Raw genomic sequence first — 22,035 nt, 5'->3', positions numbered from 1 at the left:
TCGCGGGGTTAGGTTCACCCTTGGGGTCAGCAACGGGGAAGGGATGGCGTCGATGATGCGGCTGGTGTCGGGATTCGCGGTGGTCGCGGCGCTGCCGATGTTGCTGCCCGCCGGGGTGTGCGCGGCGGCGAGCAACACGGCCACCACGCTGTTCCCGCTGGACGGGCCCAACCAGCTCGAGACGCGGGTGATCCTCAACTGCTTCAAATCCGACGGCCACTGCGACTTCACCGCCGGCGCGGACATGCTGACGCCCGATGGGGTGACCGGTTTCCCGCCCGGCCTGTGGGCCCGTCAGACCACCGAGATCCGCTCCTCGAACCGGCTGGCCTACCTCGACGCGCACGCCGACGGCCAGTACGAGCGGGTGCACAAGTCGATGGGTTCCGACGAGATCACCACGATCTACATGGGCGAGGGTCCCCCGGAGAAGTATCAGACCAACGGGCGCATCGACTCCACCGATTGGCAGACGGGGCAACCCAAGACCGACAACAACGTCATCGCCTGCACCCACATCCAGGTCGTCTACTCCGGGGTCAATATCACCTCGCCCAGCACCTGCGCGCAGACCACCTTCTCCTGATCTCTCAATCCGGGTAGTCGCCGGTCTCGAGGTCGTCGAGAAGGCTTGGGCCCGTGGGTTTCCAGTCGAATCGTTGGCGGGTCAGCGCGCTGGACGAGGGCTGGTCGGCGGCGAAGATGGCGCCGAGCGGGCCGAAGGCCTCGACCGGGGCGGATTCGACGGGCACCCCGAGCCGGCGGCCGATCACCTCGGCGATCGCCCGCATCGGGTCGCCTTCGTCACCCACCGCATGCAGTACCGAGCCGGGCGGGGCCTGCTCGAGGGCCAGCCGGAACAACGACGCCGCGTCGTCGCGGTGCACCGCGGGCCAGCGTTGCGCGCCGTCGCCGATGAAGGCCGACACCCCGCGCCGGCGCGCGAGCTGAATCAGCATGCCGGCGAAGCCGTAGCGTCCGCCGGCGTCATGGACCGACCGCGGCAGCCGCACCACGGCCGATCTGACACCGCGCTCGGCCAGGTCGATGACGGCTTGTCCGGTGCGGCCACGCCCGGCCATCGGCCCTTCGGTGTTGAACGGGTCGTCCTCGGTGCTGGCGCGACCGGCCACCGCGGGGGTGCCGCTGGCAAGCACCAGCGGCTTGCCGGTGTCGACGAGCGCGTCGCCGAGCGCGGCGACCGCGCGGGCCTCGTCCCCGATCGCGTCTCCGATCACGTCTCCGGTACGGGCGAAGTCGTGCGAGAACGCCAGGTAGGCAACGCCGTCGGCGTCGCCGGCCGCCTCCCGCAACACGTCGAGGTCGGTGACGTCGCCGCGCAGCGGCTCGCCCCCGAGTCCGCCGATGGTCGCCGCCGCGGCCTCCGAGCGGGCCAGGCCCACGACCTGATGGCCGGCGGCGAGCAGTTCCGTGACGACGGCCGAGCCGATTCCTCCGCTGGCGCCGGTGACGAATACGCGCACGAGCAGCTCCTTCCATGTGATGAGACATTTGTCCCATCACCCTACACCCGTGACGGGACTATGGTCGCATCACTAGGCTGGGGCCATGGCCCGGTGGGAACCCGATGCGCGCGAACGCCTGGTCGCCGCCGCACTGGACCTGTTCAACGAACGGGGCTATGACGAGACGACCGTCACGCAGATCGCCGAGCGCGCCGGCCTGACGAAAAGCACGTTCTTTCGGCACTTCCCGGACAAGCGGGACGTGCTGGCGGCCGGCCAGGACGCGATCGCGCAACTACTGCGCGAGGGCATCGCCACGGCGCCGGCCGACGCGACGCCGCTGGCCGCCGTGTGCTCCGGGCTGAAATCGGCCGCGGCCGCGTTCACGTCGTTCAACCGGGAGCTCGCGCCCAGGCTCAAGGCCGCGATCGCCGCCAGCACCGAACTCCAGGAGCGCAACGCGCTCAAACAAATCGGGCTGGCGCGCGCGGTGGCCGAGGCACTCCAGGCGCGCGGCATACCCGAGCCGACGGCGGTATTGGCCGCCGAACTCGGTGCGCTGGCGTTCAAGACGGCCTACGCACGCTGGAGCGAACCGGGCGACGACCGAGACCTGGGCGCCATGGCATGCGACGCGCTGCACGAATTACACGCCGCCGCGGCCGATCTCGGCTAGCGCGGCAGACCGAGCAGGCGTTCGGCCGCCACGGTCAGCAGGATCTGTTCCGTGCCGCCCGCGATCGTCAGGCAGCGGGTGTTGAGGAAATCGAACACCGCCCGGTCGCCGTCGGCCCGGCGGTCGACGAGGCCGCCGCCTTCGGCGGCATCCATGGTGAATTCGGCCAGCGCCTGGCGGTAGCGGACGCCGATCAGCTTGCGCACACTCGATTGGGCGCCGGGGTCCTGGCCGCCCACCGCGAGCTGGGCGATGCGCTGGTCCAGCAGCGCGCCGGTCTGGGCCAGGATGATCAGGCGCGCCAGCCGGTCCTGCTCGGCGACGTCGAGTTCCCTTGCCGCCAAGAGGGTTAACAGCTCTTCCATCGGGTTGCCCAGCGCCGTGCCGTTGGCCATCGCCACCCGCTCGTTGGCCAGCGTGGTGCGGGCCAGCCGCCAGCCGTCGTTGACCTCACCGACCACCATCTCGTCGGGCACGAACACGTTGTCCAGGAACACCTCGTTGAACAGCGAGTCGCCGGTGATCTCGCGCAGCGGCCGGATGTCGATGCCGGGCGATTTCATGTCGACCAGGAAGTAGGTGATGCCTTTGTGTTTCGGGGCATCGGGGTCGGTGCGCGCCAGGCACACGCCCCAGCGCGCCTTGTGCGCCGCGGACGTCCACACCTTCTGGCCGGTCAGCAGCCAGCCGCCGTCACCGCGGACCGCCTTGGTGCGCAGCGACGCCAGGTCGGAGCCCGCGCCGGGCTCGGAAAACAGTTGGCACCACAGGAATTCACCGCGCAACGTGCCCGGCACGAATTGCTCGATCTGCTCCGGTGTGCCGTGCTCGAGGATGGTCGGCGCCGCCCACCAGCCGATCACCAGGTCCGGCCGTTCGACGCCGGCCGCGGCGAGCTCCTGATCGATCAGCAGCTGCTCCGCCGGGGATGCGGCGCGCCCGTACGGCTTGGGCCAGTGCGGCGCCTGCAGGCCCGCCTCGGCCAGACCCACCTGTCGCTTCTCGGCCGGCAGTTCGGCGATCTCGGCGACGGCCGCGGCGATCTCGGAGCGCCGGCCCTCGACCTCGGTGAGGTCGATGCCCAGCTGCCGGCGCACGCCGTCCTGGGTGAGCGCGGTGATGCGCCGCTGCCAGCGCTCGGGGCCGCCCAGGAAGCGGCCGATGGCGTGCGCCCGGCGCAGGTACAGGTGCGCGTCGTGCTCCCAGGTGCAGCCGATGCCGCCGAGCACCTGGATGCAGTCCTTGACGTTGGCCTTCACGGTGGTGATGCAGGTGCTGGCGGCCAGCGCGGCCGCGATGGAGAACTGGGACGCGTCGCCGTCGGCGGCGGCGCGAGCCGCGTCCGAGGCGGCCACCTCGGCCTGCTCGGCGCGGCACAGCATCTCGGCGCACAGGTGTTTGATGGCCTGGAAGCTGCCGATCGGCTTGCCGAACTGCTCGCGGACCTTGGCGTAGTCGACGGCGGTCTCGAGCGCCCATCGGGTGATGCCGGCGGCCTCGGCGGCCAGGACGGTCGCGGCCAGTTCCTCGACGCGCGTGCCGGTTTCGGACAGCACCGTGGCCGGGGCGGAGCTGAGCACCACCCGGGCCAGCGGCCGGGAGAAGTCGGTGGCCTGCAGCGGCTCGACCCGCACGCCCTCGCCGGCGGCGTCGATCAGCAGCCACTTGCCGTCGGCGGGCGCCAGCAGCACGCCATCGTCGGCGGCGCCCAGCGCGAACGGAAGTGTGCCCGACGCCGTCGAGGTCGCGCCGTCGAGTCGGACGTCGCCTTCGAGCGCCAGCCCGGCGAAGCGCTCCCCGGCGGCCAGCGCCTCCAGCAGTCCGGGGTCGGTGACGACGAGCGTCGCGAGCGCGGTGGTCGCGACCGGGCCGGGGACCAGCGCTTTGGCCGCCTCCTCGACCATCGCGCACAGGTCTTCGATGGACCCACCCGCCCCGCCGGATTCCTCCGGGATCGCGACGCCGAAGATTCCCAGTTCGGCCAGCCGGGAGAACACCGGCCGCCACGCGTCGGGCTTGCCCTGCTCGACCTCGCGGATCGCCGCGGTGCCACCCGGTCCCGACGTCGCATTGCGGGCCCAGTCGCGCACCAGGGCGCGCGCGGCAAACTGCTCATCGGTGACGGTCGCTACCACCTGAGAGGACCTCCGCGTCCTTGGCTCGACGTGACACGGGGCCGGCCGGCGCCCGTGTCCTGATTGTCCGATCTTTGCGCGAGCGGGGACATCCCCACCACCAGTTGGCGCGCAACCCGCTCACCGAAGACTAGAACGTGTTCTAATAGTGCCAGTGATCGACCGTCAAGTCGAACGCCATTGCAGCAGCACATGCGCTTGTCCCCGGCGGTATGGAGGTGGGAAATTCACACGCAGAATGCGTATCGTTTGCAAACGAACCGCCCGGAACAGGAGCAAACCATCACATGCCAGCCAGCGCCAATGCCAAGGCCACTTCCAAGGCTAGTTCGGGCCGCGTTTCCGACTCGCAGCCGCGTGAGGTCATAAACGTGGCGGTTCTGGCGGAGTCCGAACTCGGGTCTGAGGCGCAGCGGGAACGCCGCAAGCGCATCCTGGATGCCACCATGGCCATCGCGTCCAAGGGCGGCTACGAGGCCGTTCAGATGCGTGCGGTCGCGGATCGCGCCGACGTGGCGGTGGGGACGCTGTACCGGTATTTCCCGTCGAAGGTGCACCTGCTGGTGTCGGCGCTGGGCCGCGAGTTCGGCCGCATCGACGCCAAGACCGACCGCTCGGCGATGACCGGCGGCACACCCTTTCAGCGGCTGAACTTCATGGTGGGCAAGCTCAACCGCGCGATGCAACGCAACCCGCTGCTGACCGAGGCGATGACGCGCGCCTACGTCTTCGCCGACGCGTCGGCGGCCAGCGAGGTCGACCAGGTCGAAAAGCTCATCGACTCCATGTTCGCGCGCGCGATGGCCGACGGCGAACCGACCGAGGACCAGTACCACATCGCCCGGGTGATCTCCGACGTGTGGCTGTCGAACCTGCTCGCCTGGCTCACCCGCCGCGCCTCGGCCACCGACGTCAGCAAGCGGCTGGATCTGGCCGTGCGGTTGCTGATCGGCGACCAAGACTCCAAATAGCGGCGCTCACCCGGGCGGGCCGGCGGTGCGTCCGCGGATCAGCTCGGTGTCGAGGAGTTCGGTGACCGGCAGACCGGACCGCGGTGGCTTCAACAACAGCTCGCCCGCGCGGCGCCCCTTGTGCAGGCTCGGCTGCGACACCGTGGTCAGCCCGCGGCTGATGGCCTCGGGCACGCCGTCGAATCCGGTGACGGTCAGCTGGCCGGGCACGTAAATGCCATGCGCCCGTAGGTAATCCATGGCGGACAGGGCCAGGATGTCCGCGGTGCACAGCAGCGCGGTGATGCGCGGATTGGTTTCCAGCGCCACCTTGGCGGCCGCGCCGCCCGATTCGGCCAGGTGCTCGTAGCTTTCCACCACGGTCAGCGAATCCGGGTCGATGCCGGCGGCCGTCATCGCCTCCCACACGCCGATGATGCGCTCGCGTTGCACGTCGAAGGCGGGCGAGCGCAACCGCTCGGCGTCCACCAGGCCGTGGCGCCGGTCCCGGCCCAGCCGCATGGTCAGCAGCCCGATCTCGCGATGCCCCAGCCCGAGCACGTAGTCGGCGAGCTCACGCATCGCCGCGCGGTCGTCGATGCCCACCCGCGAGGCGCCGGCGAGATCCTTCGGCTGATCGACCACCACGACCGGCAGCCGCCGCTGCAGCACCACCTGCAGGTAGGGATCGTCATCGCACACCGAATACACCACGAAACCGTCCACGCCCGCCGACAGCACCGCGTCGGTTCCCTCTTTCAGGCTGCGGCTGGGCCCCACGGCCACCAGCAGGAGCCCCTGCCCGGCCGCCTCGCAGGACTGCGCCACCCCGGTGACGAAATCCCGGGCGGCGGGGTCGCTGAAGAAATAGGTCAGCGGCTCGGCCATCACCAGACCGACCGCGCCGGCCTTGCGGGTCCGCAACGAGCGCGCCACCGGGTCGGGGCCGGCGTAGCCGAGCCGCTTGGCCGTCGCGAGCACGCGTTCACGCAGGTCGGCGGAGAGTTGATCGGGGCGGTTGAAGGCGTTCGAGATCGTGGTGCGCGAAACGTTGAGCTCGTCCGCGACCGACGCCAGGGTCGCACGCCGGCGCGGTGTGGGGCTCACGTTCGGTGACGCTACAGCGGATCGGTGCGCGGCCCATGCGCTTCCGACCGCGGCTTTGTAATGGAAACGATTTTCATTAGTATTGTGGATCGGCTTGCTGGCGGGCGGGAGGAAATCGGACGTGCGCATGGCACTGACGCGTGGGCTGGCGGCCGCACTGGCCGTGGCCGGCTCGGCGGTGCTGTCCGGCTGCGGCGGGCACCCCGCGCACCCGCACGCGTCTGCCGTCGTCGCCTCCACCGACGTGTGGGGCAGCGTCGCGCGCGCCGTCGCCGGCAGCCATGTGGCGGTCAAGTCCATCCTGAGCGGCGCGGAAACCGACCCGCACTCCTACGAGGCAAGCCCCTCGGACGCCGCCGCCATCGCCGACGCCGCCCTGGTCGTCTACAACGGCGGCGGCTACGACGGATGGGTCGACGACGTGCTGGCCCGCCAGCCCGGCGCCAGGCCGGTCAACGCCTACTCGTTCCTCGAGAACGACGGGCAACCCCGCAACGAGCACGTCTTCTACGACCTGAGCGTCGCGAAGGCGGTGGCCGCCACGATCGCCGACCGGCTCGCGACGATCGACCCGGGCAACGCCGCGGACTACCGGGCCAGTGCCGCCACGTTCGGGCGCCGCGCCGACGCCATCGCCGGCACCGAACACGGCATCGCCGCCGCCTACCCCCACACCTCGGTCGTGGCGACCGAACCGGTCGCCTTCTACCTGCTGAAGGCGACGGGCCTGCTGAACCGCACCCCGCCCTCGTTCGCCGCGGCGATCGAGAACGAGACCGACCCGGCGCCGGCCGATCTGGCGTCGGTCCTCGACCTCATCGACCGGGCTCAGGTGTCGGCGCTGGTGGTCAACCCGCAGACCTCCGCGGCCGCGATCACCAGCCTGCGCGACGCCGCGCGTCGCGCGGGTGTGCCCGTCACCGAGGTGGCCGAGACCCTACCCGACGGGGCGGATTACCTGAGCTGGCAACGCAATACGGTCGAACGGCTGCTGGCCGCGCTGCAGTCGAGCCGGCCCGTCCAGCCGTGAGCATCGACACGGCGCCCGCCGTCGATCGGCACCCGGACACCGTGTCGCTGCGCGGCGCCCGCCTGGCGTTCGGCGACCGGGTGCTGTGGGACCACCTGGACCTGTCGGTCTCGCGCGGCGAGTTCATCGCGGTGCTCGGCCCCAACGGCAGCGGCAAGACGTCGCTCCTCAACGTGCTCCTGGGGCAGCTGCCGCTGAGCGCCGGCGTCGGGTTGGTGGAAGGCAGGCCGATCACGTCGGGCAGCGGGCGCATCGGCTATGTGCCGCAACATCGCCCGCTGGACCGCGACGTGATGCTGCGGGGACGGGACCTGGTTCGGCTGGGTGTCGACGGCGGGCGCTGGGGCGCCGTCCCGCTGCGGTCCCGCGACCGTGCCCGGCGGCGCGCGACCGTCGCCCACGCCCTGAGCCAGGTCAATGGCGAACGCCTGGCGGACGTCCGGGTCGGCGTGATGTCCGGCGGCGAGCTGCAGCGGGTGCGCATCGCCCAGGCACTCGTCAGCGACCCGACCCTGCTGCTGTGCGACGAACCGCTGCTGACGCTGGACCCGGCGAACGCGAAGCTGGTGTCGGCGCTGATCGACCGGCGCCGCCGGGAGGCGGGGACGACGGTCATCGTCGTCACCCACGAGATCAACCCGATCCTGCCGTATGTGGACCGGGTGCTGTACCTGGTCGACGGCCGGTTCAGGATCGGCACCGTCGAGCAGGTGATGACCAGCGAGACGCTCTCGGCGCTGTATCGATCCGACATCCAGGTGGTGAAGGTCAGGGACGGCTACGTGGTGGCCGGCGAGCGCACCGACGGGCACGGCTGATGGAGCACCGGCTCGCCGACGTGGGACACCACCTGTTCTCCTTCGACATCACCGCGCATCTGCTCAGCCACGACTTCGTGCAGCAGGCGCTGGTGGCGGCCGCGCTGCTGGGTTTGGTGGCCGGGCTGATCGGGCCGTTCATCGTGATGCGGCAAATGTCGTTCGCCGTGCACGGGTCCAGCGAATTGTCGTTGACCGGAGCCGCTTTCGCGCTGCTCGTCGGATTCGGGGTGGGTCTGGGCGCGCTGATCGGCAGCGCCCTGGCGGCGGCGCTGTTCGGCGTGCTGGGCCGGCGCGCCCGGGAACGCGATTCGGTGATCGGGGTGGTCCTGGCGTTCGGCCTGGGCCTGGCGGTGTTGTTCATCCACCTCTACCCGGGCCGGACGGCGACCAGCTTCGCGCTGCTGACCGGCCAGATCGTCGGGGTCGGCTACACGGGGCTGACGATGCTGGCGCTGGTTTGCCTCCTCGTCATCGCCGTGCTGGCAACGTGTTACCGCCCGCTGCTGTTCGCCACCGTCGACCCCGACGTCGCCGCCGCCCGCGGCGTGCCGGTTCACGCGCTCGGGATCGTGTTCGCCGCGCTGGTCGGGGTGGTGGCCGCCCAGGCGGTGCAGATCGTCGGGGCGCTGCTGGTGATGTCGCTGCTGATCACGCCGGCGGCCGCGGCGGCCCGGGTGGTCACCTCGCCGGCGGCGGCCATGCTGACCTCGGTGGTGTTCGCCGAGGTGGCCGCGGTCGGCGGGATCGTGCTATCGCTTGCGCCGGGCGTGCCGGTGTCGGTCTTCGTCGCGAGCATCTCGTTTCTGATCTACCTGGTCTGCTGGCTGGTGGGGCGCCGGCGCGAGGCGTCCGCCTAAGCTGGTCGCACAGATCGGCCCACGTCGGGGAAGGCTCGGAGGCCATGGCGCGCAGGCGAATCGCGGTCCTGGTGCAGGCGGCGGTGTCCACCCTCGCGGTCGGCTGCACCACCGTCGTCGACGGAAGCGCCACGCCCGCAGACACCTCCGGCCCGCTGCCGCAGCCCCCCGTGGCCGTCGCCGCCCTCGACGGACTGCTGCTCGACCAGGGCCAGATCAACTCCGTGCTCACCGCGGGGATGCGGGTCCGCAACCGCACACAGGCGATGTGGGACTCCAGCGCGACTTTCAGCGACAAGAGCTGCCTGGCGCTGGACGGTCCCGCCCAGGAAGCCGTGTATGCGGACACCGGCTGGACCGCGATGCGCGGCCAACAACTGGACGACAACTACGACGACCCCACCGTCCGCAATGACTCCGCCGCCGAGGCCGTGATCGCCTATCCCACCGCGCGCCAGGCCAACACCTTCTACGACGCCTCGGTGCGGCGGTGGTTCGCCTGCGCCAACCGCAAGTTCGTCGACCGTCCCCCGGGCAAGCCCGAGATCGTGTGGACCGCGGGCGACGCCCACAAAGTCGGCGGCACACTCAGCACGTCGACAGCTCAGGACGGCGGCGACGGCTGGACGTGCCAGCGGGCGCTGACCGTTCGCAACAACATCGCCATCGACGTCGCCACGTGCGCGTCCTTCCTGGCCGGCGGGTCCGCCGCCGACATCGCCCAGCAGATCGCGGCCAAGGTCGCCGGGCAATAGCCCGCCCCCATAAGCTGGGCGGGTGGCCGGTATCGACCTCAACGCCGACCTGGGCGAGGGCTTCGGCGTCTGGCGCCTCGGTGACGACGACGCCATGCTCGACATCGTCACCAGCGCCAACGTGGCGTGCGGTTTCCACGCGGGGGACCCCGCCGGACTGGTGCGGGTGTGCACCTCGGCCGCGCGGCGCGGGGTGCGCATCGGGGCGCAGGTGAGCTACCGCGACCTGGCCGGGTTCGGCAGGCGCTTCATCGACGTCGCCGCCGACGACCTGATCGCCGACGTGGTGTATCAGATCGGCGCGCTGCAGGCGATCGCGCACGCGTGCGGTTCTGTCGTGTCCTACGTGAAACCGCATGGGGCGCTGTACAACACGATCGTGACCAACAGCGAGCAGGCCGCCGCGGTCGCCGAGGCGGTGCGGCTCGTCGACGACGGCCTGCCGGTGCTGGGCATGGCCGGGTCGGCGTTCTTCGACGAGGCCGCCCGACGCGGCCTGCGGACCGTGGCCGAGGCGTTCGCCGACCGGGCCTACCGCCCGGACGGGCGGCTGGTCTCCCGCCGCGAACCCGGCGCGGTATTGCACGATCCGGGCGCGATCGCCGAGCGCGTCGCCGCCATGGTGACCTCGGGACAGGTCACCGCGATCGACGGGAGCCACATCGAGGTGAGCGTGGAATCGGTTTGCGTGCACGGTGATTCGCACGGGGCGGTGCGGATTGCCACCGCGGTCCGCGATCGCCTCATGGCGGCCGGTGCCGACCTTCGGGCGTTCTGCTGATGCGGCTCAAGCTCGGGCGCCCCGACATCGCCCGGTACGCGGACCGATTCGACGCCCCCGCGGCCGGACCCGACGGGCTCTCGGTGACCTGGATGGGCGTGGCGACGCTGCTGATCGACGACGGCTCGTCGGCGTTGATGACCGACGGCTACTTCTCCCGGCCGGGCCTGGCCAAGATCGCGGCCGGCAGGGTGGCGCCGTCGCCGGCCCGCGTCGACGGATGCCTGGCCCGCGCCAAGGTGTCGCGACTGGCCGCCGTCATCCCGGTGCACACCCACATCGACCACGTGCTGGACTCCGCGCTGGTCGCCGACCGCACCGGCGCGCAGCTGATCGGCGGCCAGTCCGCGGCCAACGTCGGGCGCGGCTACGGCCTGCCGGAGAACCGGATCGTCGTAGCGGTCGACGGGCAGCCAATTCGGTTGGGCGACTATGAGATAACGTTGGTAAAGTCCCACCACTGCCCACCCGACCGGTATCCCGGCGTGATCGACGAACCGCTGATCACCCCGGTGAAGGCGTCGGCGTACCGCTGCGGCGAGTCGTGGTCGACGCTGGTGGCCCACCGGCCGACGGGCCGGCGGCTGCTGATCCAGGGCAGCGCCGGTTTCGTCAAGGGGGCGCTGGCCGGCCACCGCGCCGATGCCGTCTACCTGTCCGTCGGGCAGCTGGGGCTGCAGCCGCGGTCGTATCTGGTCGACTATTGGGCCGAGACCGTCCGCGCGGTGGGCGCTCGCCGGGTGATCCTCATCCACTGGGACGACTTCTTCCGCCCGCTGACAAAGCCGTTGCGCGCCTTGCCCTATGCGGGCGACGACCTCGACGTCTCCATCCGCGTCCTCGATGAGCTGGCCGCACAGGACGGTGTCGCGCTGCACCTGCCGACGGTGTGGCGGCGCGAGGACCCGTGGAGCGAAGCGGTCTAGACGTTGGCACTGACCGTCGCGCTGTTGCTGCTCGCCGTCGTCCTGGGGTTCGCCGTCGCGCGCCCACGGGGCTGGCCCGAGGCGCTGGCCGCGATCCCGGCCGCCCTCGTCCTGGTCGGGATCGGGGCGGTCTCGGTCCAGCAGGCGGCCACGGAGATCGCCGACCTGTCCGAGGTGGTCGCCTTCCTCGGGGCGGTGCTGGTGCTGGCCAAGCTGTGCGACGACGAGGGCCTGTTCGAGGCCGCCGGCGCGGCGATCGCGCGCGGACGCGTCGGGTCGGGCACGCTGCTGCGGCGGGTGTTCGCGATCGCGTCGGGGATCACCGCCGTGCTGAGCCTGGACGCCGCCGTGGTGCTGCTGACCCCGGTGGTGCTCGCCGCCGTGCGGCGGCAGCGCACTCGGGTGCGGCCCTACGCCTACGCCACCGCCCATCTGGCCAACGGCGCCTCGCTGCTGCTGCCGGTGTCCAACCTGACCAACCTGCTGGCCTTCCACACTGCCGACATCTCGTTCACCAAGTTCACGCTGGTGATGGCGCTGCCGTGGCTCGGCGCGGTGGCCACCCTCTACGTGGTCTTCCGCTGGTTCTTCGCCAAGGACCTACGGGTGCAACCGAACCCGGAGCAACGCGGCGCGCCACCACGCCCGCCGGTGTTCGTGTTGGTGGTCGTCGCGCTGACGCTGGCCGGGTTCGCGGTCGCCCAGTCGGTGGGGGTGGCGCCGGCCTGGGTGGCGCTGTGCGGCGCCGCGGCGCTGGCGGCGCGCAGCCTGCGCCGCCGCCATACCTCGGTGTCGGAGATCGTGCGCTCGGCCAACGTGTCCTTCCTGGTGTTCATGCTGGCGCTGGGGGTCGTGGTGCGGGCGGTCATGCTGGGCGGGATGGACCGGGCGATGTCGGCGGTGCTGCCGTCGGGCTCGGGCCTGCCCGCCTTGCTGGCGATCGCCGCGATCGCGGCCGTGCTGGCCAACGTCGTCAACAACCTGCCCGCCACCCTGGTGTTGCTGCCGCTGGTCGCCCCGGCCGGGCCGGTGGCGGTGCTGGCGGTGCTGATCGGGGTCAACATCGGCCCCAACCTGACCTACGTCGGGTCATTGTCAAACCTGTTGTGGCGGCGCGTGCTTCGCCAGCACGACGTCGACGCCGGGGTCGGCGAATACACCCGCCTCGGGGTGTGCACCGTGCCCGCGTCGCTGGCGGTGGCGGTGCTCGCGCTGTGGGCGTCGGCGCGGGCGCTCGGCCTCTAAACCCGACGGTATGCCGGCGGCAACGGCATGGACAGCTCGGCCAGCACACCCCGCAGCGCCGTCGGATAGTCGGTGATGATGCCGTCGACCCCGTACCCGATCTGCCGGCGCATGGCGTCGACGTCGTCGACCGTCCACGGAATGACCTTGAGCCCCAACGCATGCGCGCGGTCGACGTACGGCTTGCCGGCGACCAGCGGGTAGTCCGGTGAGACGGCGTCGGCGCCCACCGTCAGCGCGCCGATCAGCGGATCGCCGGGAGTCTGCTCGTCATAGAGGGCCACCAACGGGATTGACGGTTCGGCCCGGTGGACCAACGGCAGCGTGCGCCAGTCGAAGCTCTGTATGTCCACCCGCTCGACCTTGCCCGCGGCCCTGACCGCGGCCAGTATCACGTCGACGAACTCCTGCGGCTCGGGTTCATCGGCGTCCACCTTGGTTTCGATGTTGTAGCGCACGGCGTCGGCGCGGTAGGAGTCGGCGAGTGCGAAAACCTGAGGCAGCGTGGCGATCCTGTTGCCCGGCGCCACTTCGGCGTTCGGGAAGTCGTCCAGCCGGCGCCCGCAGTCCAGGGTGCGGATCTGGGCCAGCGTGAGCTCGTGCACGAGTTTGCCGACGTAGGGGTACTGCGGGTCGCCGGCGAATGCGGGTGCGGTGTCGGCGCACTTCTCGGCCGCGATCGTCGGGTCGTGCCACACCAGCGGTTGGCGGTCCCGGGTGAGCACGACGTCGAGTTCCAGTGTGCTGACCCCCAATTCGAGCGACCTGGCGAAGGCCCGCAACGACTGCTCGGTGGCCTCCCCGCGGCCGCCGCGGTGGGCCTGCAGGTCGAAGTCGGGTGCCTGCGCGGCGGCCGGCGCCGCCACAAGCACCGCCGATGCCAGCAGCGCGGCAACGAGGCGGGCGATCACCTAACCCCTGCGCTGGCGCGAGATTTCGGCGAGCACCACCCCGGCGGCCACCGAGGCGTTCAGCGATTCGGCATTGCCGGCCATCGGGATGGACACCACCTCGTCGCAGTTCTGCCGCACCAGCCGCGACAGCCCCTTGCCTTCCGACCCGACGACGACCACGATCGGGTCGGTGCCGTCGAGGTCGTCGAGCGTGGTGTCGCCGCCGGCGTCCAGCCCGATCACCCGCAGGCCGCGATCCGCCCAATCCGTCAGTGTCCTGGTGAGATTGGTGGCCCGGGCCACCGGGACGCGGGCCGCGGCCCCGGCGCTGGTGCGCCATGCCACCGCCGTCACCGAGGCCGACCGCCGCTGCGGGATGAGCACGCCGTGGCCGCCGAACGCGGCGACCGAACGCACGATGGCGCCCAGGTTGCGGGGGTCGGAGATGTTGTCGAGCGCGACCAGCAGCGCGGGCGGCGAACCGGTCGCCGCCTCCACCAGGTCGTCGGGGTGGGCGTAGTTGTAGGGCGGCACCTGCAACGCGATGCCCTGGTGCAGATGGTTGTTGGTCATCCGGTCCAGGTCGGTGCGCGGCACCTCCAGGATCGCGATGCCCAAATCGGCGGCGCGGGAGACGGATTCGGTGAGGCGCTCGTCGGCTTCGCTGCCCAGCGTCACGTAGAGCGCGGTCGCCGGCACGCCGGCGCGCAGGCACTCCAGCACCGGGTTGCGGCCCAGCACCGTCTCGGTCTCGTCGGTCTTACCCCGCGCGGGGCGGCGCGACGGCGACTGGGCGCGCTTGGCGGCGGGGTGGTTGGGGCGCATGTGCGCGGGAGGCGTGGGGCCGCGGCCCTCCAGCCCGCGGCGACGCTGGCCGCCCGAACCGACGGTCGGGCCCTTCTTGGTGCCCGCCTTACGGATTGCGCCGCGGCGTCGCGAATTGCCGGCCATGTGCGTGGCCCCTACTGATCCGGGCCGGCCTGCAGCGACCACTGCGGCCCGTCGGCGGTGTCGGTGACCTCGATGCCGGCGTGCTTGAGCCGGTCCCGGATCTCGTCGGCGAGCGCCCAGTTGCGCTGCTCGCGCGCCTTCTCCCGGTTCTCCAGCTCCGCGTGCACCAGCACGTCGACGGCGGCCAGCGCCGCCGACGTCTCGTCGCGGGTCTCCCAGCGCTCGTCGAGGGGGTCGCAGCCCAGGATGCCCATCATCGCGCGGATCGCCCGGGCGTGGCGCAGCGCGCCGTCGTGATCGCCGGAGTCCAGCGCCCGGTTGCCCTCGGCGCGGGCGGCGTGCACCTCGGCCAGCGCCGCCGGCACCGCCAGGTCGTCGTTGAGCGCGTCGGCGAACTTCGGCGTCCACTGGCCGGGCTCGACGCCGCCGACCCGAACCCGCACCCGGTGCAGGAATTCCTCAACGCCCACATAGGCTTTCACCGCGTCCTGCAGGGCGGTCTCGGAGAATTCCAGCATCGACCGGTAGTGGGCGCTGCCCAGGTAGTAGCGCAACTCGGCGGGCCGGACCCGCTGCAGCAGCGCCGGGATGGCCAGGACGTTGCCCAGCGACTTGCTCATCTTCTCGCCGCCCATCGTCACCCAGCCGTTGTGCAGCCAGTAGCGGGCGAAGCCGTCGCCGGCGGCGCGGCTCTGGGCGATCTCGTTCTCGTGATGCGGGAAGACCAAATCCATTCCGCCGCAATGGATGTCGAATTCGGCGCCCAGGTAGGTGCGGGCCATCGCCGAGCATTCCAGGTGCCAGCCCGGGCGGCCGCGGCCCCACGGCGTGGGCCAGGACGGCTCGCCGGGCTTGGCGGCCTTCCACAGGGTGAAGTCGCGCTGGTCGCGTTTGCAGGTGGCCGCGCCCTCGCCCTGATGGACGTCGTCGATCTTGTGGCCGGACAGTTGCCCGTACTCCGGGTAGCTGAGCACGTCGAAGTAGACGTCGCCGCCGGCGGCGTACGCGTGCTCGGTTTCGATCAGGCGGTGCATCAACTCGATCATCTGGGTGATGTGGCCGGTGGCCCGCGGCTCGGCCGACGGCGGCAGCACGTCCAGGGCGTCGTAGGCGGCGGAGAAGGCGCGTTCGTAGGTGGCCGCCCACTCCCACCACGGCCTGTTCGCCGCGGCGGCCTTGTTGAGGATCTTGTCGTCGATGTCGGTGACGTTGCGGATGAAGGCGACGTCGCACCCGCGGGCGATCAGCCAGCGGCGCAGGATGTCGAAGGCCACCCCGCTGCGGACGTGGCCGATGTGCGGCAGGCCCTGCACGGTGGCGCCGCAAAGGTAGATGGAGACGTGGCCCTCGCGCAGCGGCACGAAATCACGCACAGCACCGGCTGCCGTGTCGTGTAGCCGCAAGCGGGCGCGATCGGTCACGACGTGCCAGCTTACCGGGTAGTTCCCCGGCGCCCGGCGCTGCGCGGGCTTAGCCCGCGGGGACCACCAGCGCGGTGGCGATGGCGGCCAGCCCCTCACCGCGTCCGGTCAGCCCTAACCCGTCGGTCGTGGTCGCCGACACCGACACCGGCGCTCCCAATAATTCCGACAGCACGCGCTGCGCCTCGGCGCGGCGGGGACCGACCTTCGGCCGGTTCCCGATGACCTGCACGGCGGCGTTGGAGACCCGGAAGCCTGCGCCCGACGCCAGTGCGGCGACGTGGCGCAGCATGTCCGCGCCGCTGATGCCCGCGAAGCGCGGATCGTCGACCCCGAACACGGCGCCCACGTCGCCGAGGCCCGCCGCCGAGAGCACCGCGTCGCACAGCGCGTGCGCCCCCACGTCGCCGTCGGAGTGGCCTGCGCAGCCGTCGGCGTCGGCGAACAGCAGTCCCAGCAGCCAGCACGGCCGCCCGGGTTCGATCGGATGCACGTCGACGCCCAGGCCGACCCTGGGGACGGGAAGGGGCTCGCTCATCGGCGCACGATCGCTTCGGCCAGCAACAAATCGAGCTGGGTGGTGATCTTGAACGCCAGCGGATCGCCGTCGACCACCTGGACCTGCCCGCCGACGTGCTCGACCAGCGACGCGTCATCGGTGAAACCGGCCGCGCCGGCGCCGGCCCGGTAGGCGCGCTGCAGCAGGTCGGTGGCGAACCCCTGGGGCGTCTGCACCGCCCGTAGCCCGTCGCGCTCCGGCGTCCCCAGGACCACCCCGTTGGCGTCCACGGCCTTGATGGTGTCGTGCAGCCGCAACGCGGGCACCACGGCGTCGTGGCCGGCCCGCAGGGCGTCGACCACGCGGGTGATCAGCGTCGGAGGGGTCAGCGCGCGCGCCGCGTCGTGCACCAGCACGTACGCGGCGGCCACGGGGAGGGCGGCCAAGGCCAGGTCGACGGATCGGGTGCGGTCGGGCCCGCCGGCGACGACGGTGGCCCGCCCGGCGAGGACGCGCTTGGCCTCGTCGATCCGGTCGGCGGGCACGGCCACCACGACGTGATCGACCACGCCGGATTCCAGTAGACCCGCGACGGCGCGCTCCAGCAGGGTGCGGCCGGCAATCTCGCAGAATGCCTTGGGGATTCCCGCCGCCAGTCGTTCGCCCGAACCTGCGGCCGGGACGACGGCGATTACGTTGCCCGAGGTGCCCGTCTGTCGGGCCACCGAAGCGTCAGGACCTTCAGGAAGCGGCGGCCAGAACCTCGTCGAGGATGGTCTCCGCCTTGGCGTCGTCGGTGCTCTCCGCCAACGCCAGTTCACCGACGAGGATCTGGCGGGCCTTGGCCAGCATGCGCTTCTCACCGGCCGACAGTCCGCGCTCCTGGTCGCGGCGCCACAGGTCGCGCACCACCTCGGCCACCTTGTTGACGTCGCCGGAGGCAAGCTTTTCGAGATTGGCCTTGTAGCGGCGCGACCAGTTCGTCGGCTCCTCGGTGTGCGGGGCGCGCAGCACCTGGAACACCTTGTCGAGGCCTTCCTGTCCGACGACGTCGCGGACGCCGACGTACTCGGCGTTCTCCGCGGGAACTCGAACGGTCAGGTCTCCCTGCGCCACCTTCAAGACGAGATATTCTTTTTGTTCCCCTTTGATCGTCCGGGTTTCGATCGCCTCGACTAACGCAGCACCGTGATGCGGATAAACAACGGTGTCGCCGACCTTGAAGATCATCTGATTCGAGCCCCTTTCGTTACTTCATCCTAACACGCCCGCCTAACCACGCGCGAAGCAACGATGCAGGTCAGGGGCACAACACGCGCAGATTAGGGGTTGACATGGGGACCAAGTCGTGCAGTGCAGCACATTACCAACGCCCCCGGACCGGGCGGTTGGCGGCCTTTAAAACAGCTCCTGCGCTGGTCTGGCGCCCCGCGCTACCGCGTGCACAGCGTCCCTACTACTGTGCATAGTTGCATTAGTCGAACCGGCCGAGCAGGAGGCTGTAGAGAGTGAACCGCTTCAAGATCCGCCTCGGCCTTCCCGCGATCGCCGTGGCCGGCGTGCTGGCCGTGCTGCTCAGCGGTTGCGGGGCCGGTCAGGTTTCGCAGATGGCGGTGCAGGAGCCCGCCATCAACGGGAACAAGGTCACCTTCAACAACGTGGCGTTGCGCAACATCCACCTCCAGGCCACGCAGACGGGTGACTTCCTGCAGCCCGGCCGGGCGGTCGACCTGGTGCTGGTGGCCGTCAACCAGTCGCCGACCACCCCGGACAGGCTCGTCGGCATCACCAGCGACGTCGGCGCCGTGGCGATCAGCGGCGACACCCGCCTGCCCGCCGGCGGGATGCTGTTCATCGGCACGCCCGAGGGCCAGAAGGTGGCGCCGGGACCGATCGATTCCAGCACCGCGGCCAAGGCGACCGTCACCTTGGCCAAGCCCATCTCGAACGGCCTGACCTACAACTTCACGTTCAACTTCGAGAAGGCCGGGCAGGCCACCGTGCTGGTCCCGATTTCGGCCGGAGTGACCCCGCCGCACCAAAATCACGCGGGGTAACCGCCTGTCGTGACGGGGGCTTGTCGTAGCGGCTCGATACCGTCATCACGTGGCAACCGCGCGCTCGCAATACCGCTGCTCGGAATGCCGGCACGTCACCGCGAAATGGGTCGGCCGCTGCCTCGAGTGCGGCACCTGGGGCACCGTTGACGAGGTCCCGGTGCTCAGTACCGTCGCCGGGCGCCGCGCCGTTCGTGCCGCGGCGTCGCAGGCCGTGCCGATCACGTCCATCGAGCCGGGCGCCAGCCAGCACCGCACGACGGGCGTAGGCGAACTCGACCGGGTGCTCGGCGGCGGATTGGTGCCCGGTTCGGTCACGCTGCTGGCGGGCGATCCGGGCGTGGGGAAGTCGACGCTGTTGCTCGAGGTCGCCCACCGCTGGGCGGAATCCGGCCGCCGCGCGCTGTACATCTCCGGCGAGGAGTCCGCCGGCCAGATCCGGTTGCGCGCCGACCGCATCGGCTGCGGCGGCGACGAGCTGTACCTGGCCGCCGAATCCGACCTGCACACCGTGCTCGAGCACATCGCCACGGTCAAGCCCGCGCTGGTGATCGTGGACTCGGTGCAAACCATGTCCACCACCGAGGCCGACGGCGTCGCCGGCGGCGTCACGCAGGTGCGGGCGGTGACGTCGGCGCTGACCGCGGCGGCCAAGACCAACGGGGTCGCGCTGATCCTGGTCGGGCACGTCACCAAGGACGGGGCCATCGCCGGGCCGCGTTCCCTCGAGCACCTCGTCGACGTGGTCCTGCACTTCGAGGGTGACCGCAACGGCTCGCTGCGGATGGTCCGGGGCATCAAGAACCGGTTCGGCGCCGCCGACGAGGTCGGGTGTTTCCTGTTGCACGACAACGGGATCGAAGGGGTCGCCGACCCGTCGAACCTGTTCTTGGACCAGCGCCCCGCGCCGGTTCCCGGCACCGCGATCACGGTGACCCTCGACGGCAAACGTCCGCTCATCGGCGAGGTGCAGGCCCTGCTGGCCTCGCCGTCGGGCGGTTCGCCGCGCCGCGCCGTCAGCGGCATCGACCATTCGCGGGCCGCCATGATCACCGCCGTGCTGGAAAAGCACGCCAAGTTGCCCGTCGCCGCCCACGACATCTACCTGTCCACCGTCGGCGGCATGCGGCTGACCGACCCGTCATCGGACCTGGCGGTCGCGGTCGCGCTGGCGTCCGCGCTGGCCGATCTGCCCCTGCCCACCACGGCGGTGATGATCGGGGAGGTGGGCCTGGCCGGCGACCTGCGGCGGGTCAGCGGCATGGAGCGGCGGCTGTCCGAGGCCGCGCGCCAGGGATTCACCGTCGCGCTCATCCCGGACGGCGACGACCCCCGGCGCGATATCGTGCCCCGCGGGATGCGCGCGCTGCGTGCGCCCACCATCGTCGCGGCGCTCCAGCACATGATCGACATCGCCGAGCGCCGCGGCGGCGCCGCAAACCCGTACCGGCTGGACGCGTGACGCGATGGGCCGCAGAATGCACGCTGTGACCCGACCGACGTTGCGTGACACCGTTGCCCGCCTGGCGCCGGGGACCGGGCTGCGTGACGGCCTGGAACGCATCCTGCGCGGCCGCACCGGCGCGCTGATCGTGCTCGGCAACGACGAAAACGTCGAAGCCATCTGCGACGGCGGCTTCGCGCTGGACGTGCGCTACGCGCCGACCCGGCTGCGCGAGCTGGCAAAGATGGACGGCGCCGTGGTGCTGTCCACCGACGGCAGCCGCATCGTGCGCGCCAACGTGCAGTTGGTGCCGGACCCGTCGATCGCCACCGACGAATCGGGGACTCGACACCGGTCGGCGGAGCGGGCGGCGATCCAGACCGGATACCCGGTGATCTCGGTGAGCCACTCGATGAACATCGTGACGGTCTACGTGGGCGGGGAGCGCCACGTGGTCGCCGATTCCGCGACGATCCTGTCGCGGGCCAATCAGGCCATCGCCACCCTGGAGCGGTACAAGATCAGGCTCGACGAGGTCAGCCGGCAGCTGTCGCGGGCCGAGATCGAGGACTTCGTCACCCTGCGCGACGTCCTGACGGTGGTGCAGCGCCTCGAGCTGGTCCGGCGGATCGGCCAGGTGATCGACAACGACGTCGTCGAACTCGGCACCGACGGGCGCCAGCTGCGGCTGCAGCTCGACGAGCTGCTCGGCGGCAACGACATCGCCCGGGAGCTGATCGTGCGGGACTACCACGCCAGCCCGGAGCCGCTGTCCGAAGCGCAGCTGACCGCGACGCTGGACGAGCTGGACGCGCTCTCGGACACCGAGCTGCTCGACTTCACCGCTCTGGCAAAGGTTTTCGGCTACCCGACGACGACGGAGGCGCAGGATTCGGCGGTCAGCCCGCGCGGCTACCGCGCGCTGGCCGGCATCCCCCGGCTGCAGTTCGCCCACGCCGATCTGCTGGTCCGCTCGTTCGGGACGCTGCAGAACGTGCTGGCGGCCAGCGCCAGCGACCTGCAATCGGTCGACGGCATCGGCGCGATGTGGGCGCGCCACGTGCGGGAGGGGCTGTCGCAGCTGGCGGAGTCGACGATCACCGACTCCCTGAGCTAATGCTCGTTGAGGTCAGCCGGCCGGGGGCATCGGCGGCGCCTCCGGCTGCGGCACGGCGCCGGGCTGGCCCGGGCCGGGCACCGGGCCCGGCGGGGGTGGGGGCTGGTTCATGATGAACGGCACCGGCATCGAGCGCAGATTGCCCAGCTGGACGACCAGGTTGTAGGTGCCCGGCCCGATCGCCGGCCGCGGCAGCGGGCAGTGCGGCGCCGATCCCATGCCCGTCCACGTCACCGCGGTGGTCACCTGCTCGCCCGGCGTGAAGGTCTTGATCAGCGTCTCGTTGGACGGCGCGCAGTCCAGGTTCGACCACAGCCGCTTGTTGTCCAGCGAGTAGACGTAGGCCGCCAGCACCGCGGCCCCGACGTCGCGCTTGCACGCGACCAGCCCGATGTTGGTGACGACCATGGTGAACTTCGGCTGGTCACCGATGAAGTACTGGGGAGCGTTGGTCAGGCCCTTGACCGCCAGCGTCGAGTCGGGGCAGTCGTCACCCTCCTTCAGCACCGGTGGCGGCTGCACCGCGGCGGTGGGGGTGGGTGTCTCGGGGTTCTGGCCCTGCGCCGGCGGCGCCCCGGGGGCGGGGCTTTCGGGCCCCGCCGGTGGAGGCGCCTGGGGCGCGGGCGATCCCGGCTTGCTCTGCGCTGAGTTCGGCTTGTCGGCGGTGGCGGGCTTGGCTCCCGAGCTGTGCCCCATGAACGCGATGACGGTGGCGGCCACGATCCCGATCACGACGACCGCGATGCCCACGGCCAGGCCTCTGCGCCGCCAATAGATCTCGGTGGGTAGCGGGCCACGCGGTTCCAGATCGAGCACGTTCGCAGCGTAGGCCCAGGTCACGCCGATTCGGTTGACCCGCCTCGGCGTGTCGCTAGGTTTGCCGGCCAATCGCCGTGTTAGTGGC

The 22,035-nt window shown here is 71.1% G+C and carries 23 protein-coding genes; 13 read left to right on the top strand and 10 right to left on the bottom strand.

Annotated features, from left to right (window positions below; genetic code table 11):
• The first annotated feature begins 52 nt into the window (after window positions 1-52).
• The gene (locus OCU_RS27460; protein WP_008263570.1) at window positions 53-586 is read left to right on the top strand and encodes a hypothetical protein; all 534 of its coding nucleotides are present in this window, start codon (window positions 53-55) and stop codon (window positions 584-586) included.
• 4 nt (window positions 587-590) lie between these two features.
• Here OCU_RS27460 and OCU_RS27455 read toward each other — a convergent pair whose 3' ends face one another.
• Window positions 591-1,484 (bottom strand): SDR family oxidoreductase, encoded by an 894-nt coding sequence (locus OCU_RS27455; protein WP_009957022.1) that lies wholly within the window; start codon window positions 1,482-1,484, stop codon window positions 591-593.
• An 85-nt stretch (window positions 1,485-1,569) separates the two neighbouring features.
• Between OCU_RS27455 and OCU_RS27450 the strand changes: the two genes are divergently transcribed.
• Window positions 1,570-2,142 (top strand): TetR/AcrR family transcriptional regulator, encoded by a 573-nt coding sequence (locus OCU_RS27450; protein ID WP_009957021.1) that lies wholly within the window; start codon window positions 1,570-1,572, stop codon window positions 2,140-2,142.
• On the opposite strand, the gene OCU_RS27445 is transcribed toward OCU_RS27450, so the two are convergent.
• Window positions 2,139-4,277 (bottom strand): acyl-CoA dehydrogenase, encoded by a 2,139-nt coding sequence (locus tag OCU_RS27445; protein WP_009957020.1) that lies wholly within the window; start codon window positions 4,275-4,277, stop codon window positions 2,139-2,141. The two genes, OCU_RS27450 and OCU_RS27445, sit on opposite strands and share 4 nt — an antisense overlap.
• Before the next feature lie 371 nt (window positions 4,278-4,648).
• Here OCU_RS27445 and kstR point away from each other — a divergent pair, with 371 nt between their 5' ends.
• Window positions 4,649-5,248 carry a cholesterol catabolism transcriptional regulator KstR gene (gene kstR, locus OCU_RS27440; RefSeq protein WP_008263559.1) on the top strand — a complete coding sequence of 200 codons (600 nt, stop codon included), beginning with the start codon at window positions 4,649-4,651 and terminating at the stop codon, window positions 5,246-5,248.
• A 6-nt stretch (window positions 5,249-5,254) separates the two neighbouring features.
• On the opposite strand, the gene OCU_RS27435 is transcribed toward kstR, so the two are convergent.
• Complete coding sequence (locus OCU_RS27435) at window positions 5,255-6,334, bottom strand: LacI family DNA-binding transcriptional regulator (protein WP_009957019.1); 1,080 nt, start codon at window positions 6,332-6,334, stop codon at window positions 5,255-5,257.
• Window positions 6,335-6,461: 127 nt separating this feature from the next.
• On the opposite strand from OCU_RS27435, the gene OCU_RS27430 reads away from it, so the two are divergent.
• From OCU_RS27430 to OCU_RS27400, 7 genes are read left to right on the top strand one after another with little or no spacing between them, the layout of a single operon-like run.
• Window positions 6,462-7,364 (top strand): metal ABC transporter solute-binding protein, Zn/Mn family, encoded by a 903-nt coding sequence (locus tag OCU_RS27430; protein ID WP_014379004.1) that lies wholly within the window; start codon window positions 6,462-6,464, stop codon window positions 7,362-7,364.
• A complete protein-coding gene (locus OCU_RS27425) occupies window positions 7,361-8,182 on the top strand; it encodes a metal ABC transporter ATP-binding protein (protein WP_009957017.1) in 822 nt (273 codons plus the stop codon). Before OCU_RS27430 ends, OCU_RS27425 begins: the two co-directional genes overlap by 4 nt.
• Window positions 8,182-9,042 (top strand): metal ABC transporter permease, encoded by an 861-nt coding sequence (locus tag OCU_RS27420; protein WP_008263555.1) that lies wholly within the window; start codon window positions 8,182-8,184, stop codon window positions 9,040-9,042. Before OCU_RS27425 ends, OCU_RS27420 begins: the two co-directional genes overlap by 1 nt.
• A 44-nt stretch (window positions 9,043-9,086) precedes the next feature.
• Entirely contained in the window at window positions 9,087-9,797 is a 711-nt protein-coding gene (locus OCU_RS27415) for a sensor domain-containing protein (protein ID WP_009957015.1), read from the top strand.
• A gap of 22 nt (window positions 9,798-9,819) precedes the next feature.
• Complete coding sequence (locus OCU_RS27410; RefSeq protein WP_014379003.1) at window positions 9,820-10,578, top strand: LamB/YcsF family protein; 759 nt, start codon at window positions 9,820-9,822, stop codon at window positions 10,576-10,578.
• Window positions 10,578-11,504, top strand: coding sequence for an MBL fold metallo-hydrolase (locus OCU_RS27405; RefSeq protein WP_014379002.1), 927 nt, complete (start codon window positions 10,578-10,580; stop codon window positions 11,502-11,504). Before OCU_RS27410 ends, OCU_RS27405 begins: the two co-directional genes overlap by 1 nt.
• 3 nt (window positions 11,505-11,507) lie before the next feature.
• Entirely contained in the window at window positions 11,508-12,749 is a 1,242-nt protein-coding gene (locus OCU_RS27400) for an SLC13 family permease (protein WP_014379001.1), read from the top strand.
• Here OCU_RS27400 and OCU_RS27395 read toward each other — a convergent pair.
• The 6 genes from OCU_RS27395 to carD are packed head-to-tail and all read right to left on the bottom strand — an operon-like array spanning window position 12,746 to window position 17,743.
• The gene (locus tag OCU_RS27395; RefSeq protein WP_009957011.1) at window positions 12,746-13,660 is read right to left on the bottom strand and encodes a glycerophosphodiester phosphodiesterase; all 915 of its coding nucleotides are present in this window, start codon (window positions 13,658-13,660) and stop codon (window positions 12,746-12,748) included. The genes OCU_RS27400 and OCU_RS27395 overlap by 4 nt on opposite strands.
• Entirely contained in the window at window positions 13,661-14,593 is a 933-nt protein-coding gene (rlmB, locus tag OCU_RS27390) for a 23S rRNA (guanosine(2251)-2'-O)-methyltransferase RlmB (RefSeq protein WP_041787009.1), read from the bottom strand.
• An 11-nt stretch (window positions 14,594-14,604) separates the two neighbouring features.
• On the bottom strand, window positions 14,605-16,014 hold the full coding sequence (gene cysS / locus OCU_RS27385) for a cysteine--tRNA ligase (protein ID WP_026071448.1): 1,410 nt from the start codon (window positions 16,012-16,014) through the stop codon (window positions 14,605-14,607).
• 49 nt (window positions 16,015-16,063) lie between these two features.
• Entirely contained in the window at window positions 16,064-16,552 is a 489-nt protein-coding gene (ispF, locus tag OCU_RS27380; RefSeq protein WP_014378997.1) for a 2-C-methyl-D-erythritol 2,4-cyclodiphosphate synthase, read from the bottom strand.
• On the bottom strand, window positions 16,549-17,238 hold the full coding sequence (gene ispD, locus OCU_RS27375; protein WP_008263535.1) for a 2-C-methyl-D-erythritol 4-phosphate cytidylyltransferase: 690 nt from the start codon (window positions 17,236-17,238) through the stop codon (window positions 16,549-16,551). Before ispD ends, ispF begins: the two co-directional genes overlap by 4 nt.
• 16 nt (window positions 17,239-17,254) lie before the next feature.
• Entirely contained in the window at window positions 17,255-17,743 is a 489-nt protein-coding gene (gene carD / locus OCU_RS27370; protein WP_003419482.1) for an RNA polymerase-binding transcription factor CarD, read from the bottom strand.
• A 278-nt stretch (window positions 17,744-18,021) separates the two neighbouring features.
• Here carD and OCU_RS27365 point away from each other — a divergent pair, with 278 nt between their 5' ends.
• Genes OCU_RS27365 through disA form a run of 3 tightly spaced genes read left to right on the top strand, consistent with a single transcriptional unit; the run spans window position 18,022 to window position 21,131 of the window.
• The gene (locus tag OCU_RS27365; RefSeq protein WP_014378996.1) at window positions 18,022-18,570 is read left to right on the top strand and encodes a hypothetical protein; all 549 of its coding nucleotides are present in this window, start codon (window positions 18,022-18,024) and stop codon (window positions 18,568-18,570) included.
• 49 nt (window positions 18,571-18,619) lie between these two features.
• Window positions 18,620-20,032 (top strand): DNA repair protein RadA, encoded by a 1,413-nt coding sequence (gene radA, locus OCU_RS27360; protein WP_014378995.1) that lies wholly within the window; start codon window positions 18,620-18,622, stop codon window positions 20,030-20,032.
• 16 nt (window positions 20,033-20,048) lie between these two features.
• Window positions 20,049-21,131, top strand: a complete 1,083-nt coding sequence (disA, locus tag OCU_RS27355) for a DNA integrity scanning diadenylate cyclase DisA (protein WP_008263522.1) — start codon at window positions 20,049-20,051, stop codon at window positions 21,129-21,131.
• Window positions 21,132-21,143: 12 nt separating this feature from the next.
• Here the strand turns inward: disA and OCU_RS27350 are convergent, their stop codons facing one another.
• The gene (locus OCU_RS27350; RefSeq protein ID WP_014941218.1) at window positions 21,144-21,947 is read right to left on the bottom strand and encodes a hypothetical protein; all 804 of its coding nucleotides are present in this window, start codon (window positions 21,945-21,947) and stop codon (window positions 21,144-21,146) included.
• Window positions 21,948-22,035 lie beyond the last annotated feature (88 nt).

The organism is Mycobacterium intracellulare ATCC 13950 (assembly GCF_000277125.1).
GTDB lineage: Bacteria > Actinomycetota > Actinomycetes > Mycobacteriales > Mycobacteriaceae > Mycobacterium > Mycobacterium intracellulare.
This window is presented reverse-complemented; position numbering and strand designations above follow the sequence as displayed.

Excerpts from the sequence above, each read along its gene's own strand:
- OCU_RS27460 (WP_008263570.1), top strand. The coding sequence starts at position 53 with ATGATGCGGCTGGTGTCGGGATTCGCGGTGGTCGCGGCGCTGCCGATG.
- OCU_RS27450 (WP_009957021.1), top strand. The coding sequence starts at position 1,570 with ATGGCCCGGTGGGAACCCGATGCGCGCGAACGCCTGGTCGCCGCCGCA.
- OCU_RS27430 (WP_014379004.1), top strand. The coding sequence starts at position 6,462 with ATGGCACTGACGCGTGGGCTGGCGGCCGCACTGGCCGTGGCCGGCTCG.
- OCU_RS27420 (WP_008263555.1), top strand. The coding sequence starts at position 8,182 with ATGGAGCACCGGCTCGCCGACGTGGGACACCACCTGTTCTCCTTCGAC.
- OCU_RS27415 (WP_009957015.1), top strand. The coding sequence starts at position 9,087 with ATGGCGCGCAGGCGAATCGCGGTCCTGGTGCAGGCGGCGGTGTCCACC.
- OCU_RS27405 (WP_014379002.1), top strand. The coding sequence starts at position 10,578 with ATGCGGCTCAAGCTCGGGCGCCCCGACATCGCCCGGTACGCGGACCGA.
- rlmB (WP_041787009.1), bottom strand. The coding sequence starts at position 14,593 with ATGGCCGGCAATTCGCGACGCCGCGGCGCAATCCGTAAGGCGGGCACC.
- ispF (WP_014378997.1), bottom strand. The coding sequence starts at position 16,552 with ATGAGCGAGCCCCTTCCCGTCCCCAGGGTCGGCCTGGGCGTCGACGTG.
- carD (WP_003419482.1), bottom strand. The coding sequence starts at position 17,743 with ATGATCTTCAAGGTCGGCGACACCGTTGTTTATCCGCATCACGGTGCT.
- disA (WP_008263522.1), top strand. The coding sequence starts at position 20,049 with ATGCACGCTGTGACCCGACCGACGTTGCGTGACACCGTTGCCCGCCTG.